Origin of the sequence: Myxococcus sp. AM011 (assembly GCF_013372595.1) — a bacterium.
GTDB lineage: Bacteria > Myxococcota > Myxococcia > Myxococcales > Myxococcaceae > Myxococcus > Myxococcus eversor.
In genome coordinates, this window is record NZ_JABXEM010000357.1 from 1 (window position 1) to 9,268 (window position 9,268).

The window sequence follows — 9,268 nt, forward strand, 5'->3', positions numbered from 1 at the left end:
TCCGGGGGCGGGACGTAGACGGGCTGGGTGAGCCAGTAGGCCAGGGCGGCGATGAGCAGGAGGAGGCCCAGGCAGACCAGCGGGACGGTGACCCAACGGGTGGTGGAGCTCTGTCGAGACATAGGCTCGGTGGGGTGCGGGGAGAGGCCAGGGGCAGGATATGCCCGGGTTCGGTGTCGGTGTTCGCTCAGCGCGTCGGGAGCTCGCGGACTTCCACTTCATCGAGGCCGAGCCGCTGGATTGTTTCCACGAGCCGCTCGGTTCCGACGATGACCGTCTGATAGCTGGCGAGTCGGAACAGGTCCCGGTCCGTGGGGATGGAGCGTGCTTCCAGGATGGGCTCCGTTGGAAGGCTGAACGTCAGCTCTCCGCACGTCGCGCAAGGAGGGGGCAGGTTCCGGGGGAGGCAATCCGGATGCAGCAGCCCGCGTGGCTCTAACTGGAGCTCCAGCAGTTCGGGTGGATTCGAGTCCCGAAGGCGCAGGTCCGTCTTGCAGCCCCGCAGTCCTCGCAGGCCCGTGGCCTGAAGCGCATCCAGTGCCTCTCCGCGGATGAGCAACGTCCAGGGGGTTGGAAACACCAGCGGTGGGAAGTTCCCGCGTCCCCGTCCTCGGAGCGCGCCGAACGTCGTTCCCGGTTCGAGCGGGACACCTTCGGGCACCAGCGGGCGCACCAGGTTCCGCAGTCGGGTGAACTCACCAAAGTCCTCTTCGACACGCGCCTTGAACTTCCCGTGCTCCGGAAGTTCCGAGAGGTCGACGGCGGGGTAGGCCTCTCCGATGCCGCTCCAGGTTTCATCGCAGGTGGGGCAGTGGAGGCCAGGCAAGAGCCATTGATGCTCTGTCCGCAGGTCCCAGGAGTAACGTGACGGCGTCACGTTTCGCAGTCGGTAGAGCCGCATGGTCAGTAGATGTCTTCTTCCACGACGGGAAACAGCGGGAGGGACCTCTTGCCGTGGTACGGGACGACAGGTCCCGACAGGTCGCAGCGAAAAATCATCTGCGTGGCGAAGAGGTGGATGGCCTGCCGTCCCGCTCGTCGGTTGTTCTCGATGTAGCTCGCCCACTCCCAATTCCAGGGGCCTCCGGCCGTGCCTCGGTGGATCTCCTGGTGAATCTGCTTGTCGACGATGAGCGTCCACTCGTGGATGTTCACGCCCCTGGAGAGGAACCACTCCTTGAAGGCCTGAGGGAACACGTGGTGTTTGACCCAGGTCCGCTTGGGGGCGTCTTCCGACTCCTTGGCGAGCCGTGCCGCGTACTCCGCGCTCGTCTCATTCCAGGGGATGATGAAGATGGGTTCCGCGTTCTCCGGGAGTCCTTGGGTGCTTCCCCAGTAGCGTTGAGGATGGACAGGCGTGGGGAACGGACGCGCTGTTCCCGAGCGCGGTGGTGGCGGAGGGGGTGGCCGGATGGGCACCACCGCCTGGGCGCGCGCGATGCGACTCGGGTCGACATCCTCGCAGGCGTAGAGGCCGCAGGCTTCCACCCCGCAGATGAACAGGGTGCAGCGGTCCTCCTCCGGAGCGTCACACTCCCCGGTTTCCGACTCCGCGGTCTCCCATCGTTGCTGAGGAAGGGGCGTCGCGGCGCACGACGCCACCAGCAAGCCGCTCAGCATCCATCTCAATTGAGAAACCATGGGCACCTTCCATCCCATTGCTGACTCAGTCGCAGGAGCGCTGGCCGGGCTTGCCGTCCGTGCACTGGCCCATGGGCGCGAAGTGGGACTCGGCCTCCGCGACGACCTCGTCCACGGGACGGGCGCACTCGGCTTCCGCGAGCGTGCCGCGAATCTCGAACAGGCGCAGCACCTCCGCGCACCGTTGCTGGAAGGTCTTCACCCCGTCCTTGAAGAGCGGACGCATCACCTGGGGAGAGAAGGCGTACCCGCTCGCCGTCGCCAGCTCGGACTCCGGGCGGAACATCCACGAGGAGCGCCAGCTCGACGCCACCTGCTCGAAGCGGGCGGGGCCCATCCACATGCTCGTGGCGGCCTGGAGCGAGCGCGCTTCCGTCGGCACGAAGCCCGTGCCCGTGCGACGGCAGTAGGTCGGCACCGCGGTGGGGTCCGCCACGTTCGCCAGCCGCAGCGCGCAGACGTTGTACTCCGCGAAGCGCCGGCCCACGGCCGCCAGCTCCGCCTGCTGCACCTCGCCCACGCGCGGCTGCGCGACGAACAGGTCGATGGTCCGCAACAACATGCCGACCGCGTGCTCCGGCGGCGGCACGGGCGTGGGGTCCAGCCCGCCGGTGGAGATGACGAGCACCCGCTCCGCGCCGCGCTGCACGGCCTGCAGCAGCGGCAGCCCCGAGCGCACCCCGCCATCCAGGAACGTGCCCTGGTAGCGCCCCGAGCTCGAGGGAATCCAGGGCACCGGCTCCGCGAGCACCGGCTCGACGATGGACGCCACCACCGCGTTGATGAGGCCGTCCACGCGCTGCGCGTCCGTCCACGTGGGCGGGAAGTCCGCCGGGTCCTGGTCACTGATTCCGAAGACGTCCCCCGTGTTGAAGTCCACCGAGACGGACACCAGCTCCGTGCCGTTGGTGAGCTGCGCGGGGATGACGGCGGCGCGCAGCTTGCCCTCCACCCCGTCGAAGCGGACCAGCCCCTTCAGGTCCGAGGCAATCTTCCAAATCCAGGTCGAATTGACGCAGTAGAGGTCCGACTCCACCGAGCACGTGTAGTTGCCGAGGAGCATGTCCCGCGCCTTCTGCTCCTGGCCGGGCGTGTGGAACAGGTCCACCATCGTGCTGATGAGCGCGCCGGTGCTGGTGCCCGCCGCCAGGTCGATGCGCGCGTCCCCGCACCCCTCCGGCTCGGGCCTGCCCCGGCACTGCTCCATCAGCCCGAGCAGCCGCCACATGATGCCGGCGCTGAAGGCCCCATTCGCTCCGCCGCCGCTGAGCACCACCGCGTTGGACGGGCGCCCCAGCTTGCGACTCCAGCGGCGGGCGCTCACGTATTGCGCGGCGGACTCGGCGCCCTCACGCAGGCCCTGCTTGAGCAGGAAGGGGTTCATCGGGTCCTGGAGCGAGTCGCCCAGCGCGGCCAGCGACGCGGCGATGCCCATCGCGTTGCCGATGAAGCGCTGCGCATCGACCTCGGCGGCGGTGGGCGCCGTCGGGTCCACGGTGCCCGGCGTCGCGGGCAGGCCCCACAGTCCCCCCGCCACGGTCTTCCTCAAGAAGGTGTCGTAACAGGCGGAGTTGCTGCCACCCGCGCTCGCGCGCAGACACTCCACCTGCTCCGCGATGACCTCGGAGGAGTCCCCGAGGGCGGACATCCACTTCGCGACCTCTGACGGGTTGGCGTAGGCGTCCACCAGGTGCGAGCGCGTCAGGCGCCCCACGCGCTCGCGCAGGGACGTGGGCAGCGGCGGCGGAGTCTTGGGCTCCGAGGGCGCGTTGAGCTCCTCGAGGATGTAGCCGGTTCGCAGGAAGCAGCCGCTCGACAGGGTGGCCATCGCCGTCAGGCACAGCAGGTACGTGCTACTTCGGTTCACGAGGGTCCCCCGTCAAGGAGCGCATGGCGGGGTCCCAGGAAGCGGACGGCGAGGCACCCCTTCGTCACATCGCGACGGTGACGTTAGCGCATGAGGCCCACGAGGGAGAGATGACAAACGAAAGGCCCACCCCTGGGGAGAGGTGGGCCTGGACTTCGCGCCGTGGGGTCGCGAGGGCCCTACGGATACACCTCGCGACGTGTCGTCGTGGTGGTGCCGCCGCGCGGCGGGGTGATGACGCCTTCCGCGTGGACGCGCTGGCGCTTGCTCACGCCCAGCCCCGCGCCGAGCACCGAGGCGATGAGCCCCAGGAGCAGCGCGCCGAAGACGCCCCAGAAGGCGTGCCCCGTCTTGTCCGCGGCCTGGAGCGCGCCCTGCTGCACCTGCTCACCCACCTGGCCCACCTTCGCCTTGGCGCTGTCAATCTGCGTCTGGACGCGGTTGGCGACGTCCTCCGAGTCCGCCCGCGACAGCCGCGTGTTCTCCGCGATGGAGGTGACGAGCACCTCGCGGTCCAGATTCCCCGTGCGCACGGCGGTGGTGACGACGTCCTTGGTGGCCGCCTCGAGCTGATTGGCGGTGATGCTCGGCTTGCCCTCGGCCTTGAGCCGCTGATTCACCGGAGCGAGCGCGTCATTGGCATCCAGACCGAACGCCTGGGCCGCGTTCCCACCCTGGGAGGCCGCGCCCGCCACGGCCGCGCCGGTGGCTCCCACCACGCCCGTGGTGGCCTTGAAGGCCGTGCCGACGATGGTGGACAGCAGCATGCCGATGAGGACGACGCCGGCAATCGTCGTCAGTCCCCACATCACCGCGCCGTGCATCGCGCCGCCACCCTTGTCCACCACGCCCGCGGTGCGCGCGGCCAGGAAGCCGCCGATGAAGAGGGCGATGAGCGGGGCGATGAGGCCCCAGATGCCAGTGCCGATGCCCGCCGAGCGCGCGCTGCCGGGATTGCTCGGGTCCACGGAGGACAGGCCGAGCGCGAGGCCCAGCGAGTACAACAGGATGAGCACGCCGAGCGCGACGACGGTACCGCCGAGAATGGCGCCCCAGCTCAGCTTGAAAGGCGTTCCCGCGCTGGCGCCGATGACGCCAGGTTTCTCGTTCTCCACGATGGTGGTTGCCATGGGCCGGGCCTCCTGCCGCGGTGAGCACCCAGGGACGGGCGTGCTCGGGTCCGCGGCAAACATGGGCATCGTCGGGCACCGGACGATTCCACCCCCGGAGGACGCTCCCTCGGTGAGAGGGAGACGGCAGGGGCTCACCGCAGGCCGAGTGCCGCGATGAGCACCTCCTCGCGCGCGACGACGGGCGAGCGGGGAAGGGCTTCCAATGAGAAGGCTCGCACCAGCGTGTCGAGTGTCCTGGGGCTCCCATCGCCCAGTCCGCTCCACGCGGCGAGCAGGCCGAGCACCCGCTCGGGAGCAAGTCCGCGTGCCCTCAACTCCGCGAGCGCGAAGGCACCCTCGCGCTTGGCGAGGCGCTTGCCGTCTTCTCCATGCACGAGCGGGACGTGGAGGAAGTCGGGCGCCCGCTCACCCAGTGCCGTGTAGAGCTGGAGCTGGCGGGGTGTGGACGACAGCAGGTCATCCCCGCGCAGCACGTGGGTGATGCCGGTGGCCGCGTCATCCACGACGACGGCGAGCTGATAGCTGGCGACTCCGTCATTGCGGCGCACCACGAAGTCGCCCACCACCGCGTCCACGTCCTGCGCGGAGGGCCCCATCAGCGCGTCGATGAAGCGCACCTCTCCAGGACGGGCGCGGAAGCGGTACGCGGGGGCTCGCGTCTTCGCGCGCTCGGCGCGTTGCTCCACGGTGAGGTGGGCGCAGGTGCCGGGGTAGCGAGGGCCCTCCTCGGAGAGTCCGTGAGGCGCGCTGGCGGCGCGGGCAATCTCGCCCCGGGTACAGAAGCACGGGTAGACGAGGCCTTCCTTCTCCAGCGTGGCGAGCGCCTCGCGATAGAGGTCGTCGCGCTGACTCTGGACCAGGGGCGTCTCGTCCCAGTCGAGGCCGAGCCAGCGCAGGTCCGCCATCAAGTCGTCCACGTACTGGGGCTTGCAGCGCGCGCGGTCCAGGTCCTCGATGCGAAGGAGGAAGCGGCCACCGGCGGCGCGGGCCTGGAGCCAGCCGAGCAGCGCGCTGCGGATGTTGCCCAGGTGCATGCGCCCGGTGGGGCTGGGAGCGAAGCGCCCGCGAAAGCCGCTCACGGTCGGACCAGCGGCTTGCGGATGGGGTCCACGGGCCTCCGGATGGGCGCGGGCGCGGCGGGCTTCACCGGCTCCGACGTGGGGACGGCGTACACGGTCTGCGCGGCGCGAGTGACACGCGAGGCACCCGGCGTGGGCGACAGGGGCACGGCTTCCGCCATCCCCGCTTCCACGCCGCGAGAGGCGAGCTGCGCCGCGAGCGCACGCAGGGGCTCCCCGGCATCGAGCAGCTCCAGGTCCATCGCGAGGCGAGGCAGCCTGTGAGGCGTCGAATCGCCCGGGGCGAACACGAAGGCATCGAGCGCGAGCCCGGTGCCCGAGCGGGACAGGGTGCCGAATACGACGAGGTCCGCGCTCGCCTCGCGTCCCAGCGTCGCGGCGGCCTGGAGCGCGGAGGCGTCGAGTTGATTGCCGGAGAGGGCGAGGGCCAGCGAGGCCGAGGTGCCGGTGCCGGGGGGCTGAATCGTGGTGGTGACCTCGCGCTCGGAGACGGCCTCCACGATGCCGCCCACGGGCTCACCGGAGGGAAGGGTGGCGCGCCACAGGTGCGCGCCGGGTGGCACCTGCGTGACGCGCACGGGCGTGGTGCCGGCGGAGGCGCCATCGAGGAGGACCTCGAGGCCCTGGGGAAAGGACTCGAAGCGCAGGACGCCGCGAGGTTGGATGGCGTGGGCCGCGCGGACGCGCTCGACGGTGTGGGCGAAGAGGGGTGAGGTGGCGGCGAGGGGCAGCGAGCGACCCGGGGCCACGGCCAACGCGTGGGTGAGGGAGTCCACGGCTTCGTCATCGCGACCGACGGCGTAGCGCACGGCGGCGCGCAGGGCGTACGTGTCGGCGAGCGCGGAGCCATCCTGGAGGTGGGTGGCGTTCGCGGCGTAGGCGTCCAGGGCGCGGCCGAGGGCGGACTCCGCGCGGGTGAAGTCACGGGCCGCGCGCGCGGTGACGGCTTCCTGCACGGCGGCCTGGGCGGCGGTGAGTGCGTCCGCTTGCGCGTCGGGGACGGGAGCCACGGGGGGCTCCGCGAGAGCCAGTCCCGCCATGCCGTGGATTTCCGAGGCGAGTCGCGCGGCGAGTCGGGGACCGGCGCGCGCGGGCACGTCTCCGGAGACGGCCTGGAAGGGCAGCACGGCCACCTTCTTCCGAGGCGCGCGCTGGGGCGCGGCGATGGAAGAGGCACCCAGGAGGAGGCAGAGCAGGAGCGCGAGTCGCGTCATGGTCGGAGCGGCGAGGAGCCGACCGAATTCCTAGCACGGAGCCGAGAGCGGCGCTCCGCCCGGCCGTTGTGGGCCGGGGCCCGCGCTTTGTCGTGCTGCTGTCAGAACCGTCCGCTCATGGACCTCCTGCCTGTCAGCGGGCTCCCCGTGGTGGTGGTCGACTCCCCGCGGCTCCATGGGAAGGTGAGTGCGAGCGCGAGTCCCGCCAGTCCCACGATGCAGTAGATGAGGCGCGCGAGAGCGCTCGCCTGCCCCTGCGTGGCGCCACCGAAGATGGCGTTCACGAGGTTCCAATTGAAGAAGCCAATCAGGCCCCAGTTGATGGCGCCGATGATGGCGAGCGCGGCCGTCACCTTCGCGAGTGTGGACCTGAGGCGGTCTCCGTCCTGTCGTTCCATGGCCTGTCTCCTCTTGTCGTCATGAGTTTGAGCCGAAGGTGCTCGGTGCCTCTCGGCGAGACCGGGGCCGTCGGTGTCCTTCGGTCTTCAATCTACGGAGCCCCTGGAGCGCTCGACACGATGGCCTGCTCGCCCTCGTGGTTCGCGGCGCTGCGGTCGAGGTGTCCCGCTCATGCTCACCGAGGCCGGGAGCGTTCCACCGACAGCACGACCTTCCGAGGGGCCCCGCTGAGTCCGCGACTGCGCACCGTCATTCATTGGGTGCCATGAACCAGGGTGATGCGATGGAACAGGATGCACGGAACAGGAAGGACCCCTCTCGTCACCGCGCCTTGAAGGTCGCGCTTGGCGTCGTGGTCATGGCGCTGGTGCTGGTCATCGGCGTGTTGGTGGCGAATCCTTCCTGGCTCGCGCAGCGGCTGCGCGGACAGGTGGAGACAGCCGCCACCCGGGCCCTTGGCCACAAGGTGACTCTCGAGAAGCTCGACGCCCAGTGGTTTCCCAAACCCGGCGCCACGATGACGAACTTCCGGGCCGAGGGCGAAGGCAACGAGCCGCCCTTCCTGGAGGCTTCACGCGCGACGGCCACCGTTCAGCTCTGGCCGCTCATCCGCAGCTTCGGCAAGGACGTCCGCGTGGGCTCGGTGAAGCTGGAGGAGCCCCGGGTGAACCTGGTCCGGCGCGCTGATGGGACCTGGAACTACCAGTCGGTCGGAAGTGCTCCGGCAACCCCCAGCACTGGCGATGGCAAGGAGTCCGGGACGGAGGCTTCCGTGGAGCGCCTTCGGATTGAGAACGGCGTCGTACAGGTGACGGACCAGCAGGCGGCGGGAGGCACGGCCGCGGTCGCGGTCCAGGACCTCGATGCGGACTTGAAGCACGTGGGACCAGGCCTGCCACTCGAGGGCACGCTGAAAGCAGCGGTGGCCGACTCGAAACAGAACGTGGAGATGGACCTCAAGGTCGACCCGCTGCCCGCCGGCATGCCCGTGCCCGGTGAGCCGTGGCCCAAGGTGACGATGAAGCTGCGCGCCAAGGACCTCTCGGTGAGCGCGGTGCGTGACTTCCTGCCGCCCTCGGCGACCGCCTACTTCACCGGAGGCCTGGTGGATGTCGACGCGGAGGTGACGACGAAGTTGCAGGGGCAGTACGCAGTCGTGGGCCATGGAGCGGCGAAGGGGCTGAAGCTCCGAGGTGACCCGGCGAGCGGCGCGTTCGATTTCAACTCGCTCATCGACCCCGAGCACCTGAAGGCCACGAAGGTGAACTTCACGCGCCTCTCACTCGCGGGGCCGGGTGTTGACCTGGGGGGAACGGCCTCGGTGCAGATGGCGCCTGCGCGTATCCGTTTCGCGCTGGAGGGGAAGGAGCTCGACCTGCAACATCTGCTCGGTGCACTGCCGCCCAGCGCGCCGAAGAAGGAGTCCACTTCCAAGGCGGCTGCTGCCAAGACCACCGCGCTGCCTGCCTCCATGCGTGCGCGGCTTGGAAAGGTGGATGTGGACGGGACGCTCAAGCTCGGGACGCTTCGTCACGGGAATCTCCAGGCGACGAACGTGGATGCGCAGGCGAAGTTGGACGAAGGGGTGCTGCTCATCGAGAAGGGTGGGGCGACGGTGTACGGCGGGCGCGCGGACCTCACGGGGACGAAGGTGGACCTCACGAAGTCGCAGCCCGCGTGGACGTTGAAGGCGAACCTGCAGGGCATGGACACCGCACAGGCCTTCCAGGCGTTGTCAGGACAGTCGTCGCTGCAAGGCCTCGCGAGTGGTGAGTTGCAGCTCAACGGCAGTGGTCTGGACTGGGCGCGGGTGCGCAACGGTGTCACGGGGAACGGGAGCGTGCGGCTGAGCAACGGGGTGCTCACGACGGCGGACCTTGGTGGGGCGGTGACGCCGGCCCTGACGAAGGGGCTCACGGCGCTGGGGCACAAGGG

The 9,268-nt window shown here is 69.8% G+C and carries 8 protein-coding genes; 1 reads left to right on the forward strand and 7 read right to left on the reverse strand.

Going from position 1 to position 9,268, the window contains the following annotated elements; translation table 11 throughout:
* Nucleotides 1–187: 187 nt before the first annotated feature.
* The 7 genes from HUW62_RS42980 to HUW62_RS43010 form a co-directional block, all read right to left on the reverse strand.
* Nucleotides 188–901 carry a double-CXXCG motif protein gene (locus tag HUW62_RS42980; RefSeq protein WP_176437743.1) on the reverse strand — a complete coding sequence of 238 codons (714 nt, stop codon included), beginning with the start codon at nt 899–901 and terminating at the stop codon, nt 188–190.
* A gap of 2 nt (nt 902–903) precedes the next feature.
* On the reverse strand, nt 904–1,641 hold the full coding sequence (locus HUW62_RS42985; protein WP_176437744.1) for a TIGR02269 family lipoprotein: 738 nt from the start codon (nt 1,639–1,641) through the stop codon (nt 904–906).
* Nucleotides 1,642–1,666: 25 nt separating this feature from the next.
* Nucleotides 1,667–3,508 carry a patatin-like phospholipase family protein gene (locus tag HUW62_RS42990; RefSeq protein ID WP_176437745.1) on the reverse strand — a complete coding sequence of 614 codons (1,842 nt, stop codon included), beginning with the start codon at nt 3,506–3,508 and terminating at the stop codon, nt 1,667–1,669.
* 179 nt (nt 3,509–3,687) lie between these two features.
* A complete protein-coding gene (locus tag HUW62_RS42995; RefSeq protein ID WP_163866450.1) occupies nt 3,688–4,638 on the reverse strand; it encodes a hypothetical protein in 951 nt (316 codons plus the stop codon).
* Nucleotides 4,639–4,772: 134 nt separating this feature from the next.
* Complete coding sequence (gluQRS, locus tag HUW62_RS43000) at nt 4,773–5,720, reverse strand: tRNA glutamyl-Q(34) synthetase GluQRS (RefSeq protein ID WP_176437746.1); 948 nt, start codon at nt 5,718–5,720, stop codon at nt 4,773–4,775.
* Nucleotides 5,717–6,934 (reverse strand): PEGA domain-containing protein, encoded by a 1,218-nt coding sequence (locus HUW62_RS43005; protein ID WP_217911891.1) that lies wholly within the window; start codon nt 6,932–6,934, stop codon nt 5,717–5,719. The genes gluQRS and HUW62_RS43005 overlap by 4 nt, the downstream gene beginning before the upstream one ends.
* Before the next feature lie 101 nt (nt 6,935–7,035).
* Nucleotides 7,036–7,332 carry a DUF378 domain-containing protein gene (locus tag HUW62_RS43010; RefSeq protein WP_163866452.1) on the reverse strand — a complete coding sequence of 99 codons (297 nt, stop codon included), beginning with the start codon at nt 7,330–7,332 and terminating at the stop codon, nt 7,036–7,038.
* Nucleotides 7,333–7,664: 332 nt separating this feature from the next.
* On the opposite strand from HUW62_RS43010, the gene HUW62_RS43015 reads away from it, so the two are divergent.
* On the forward strand, nt 7,665–9,268 hold a 1,604-nt coding region (locus HUW62_RS43015; RefSeq protein ID WP_255203963.1), incomplete at its 3' end, for an AsmA family protein.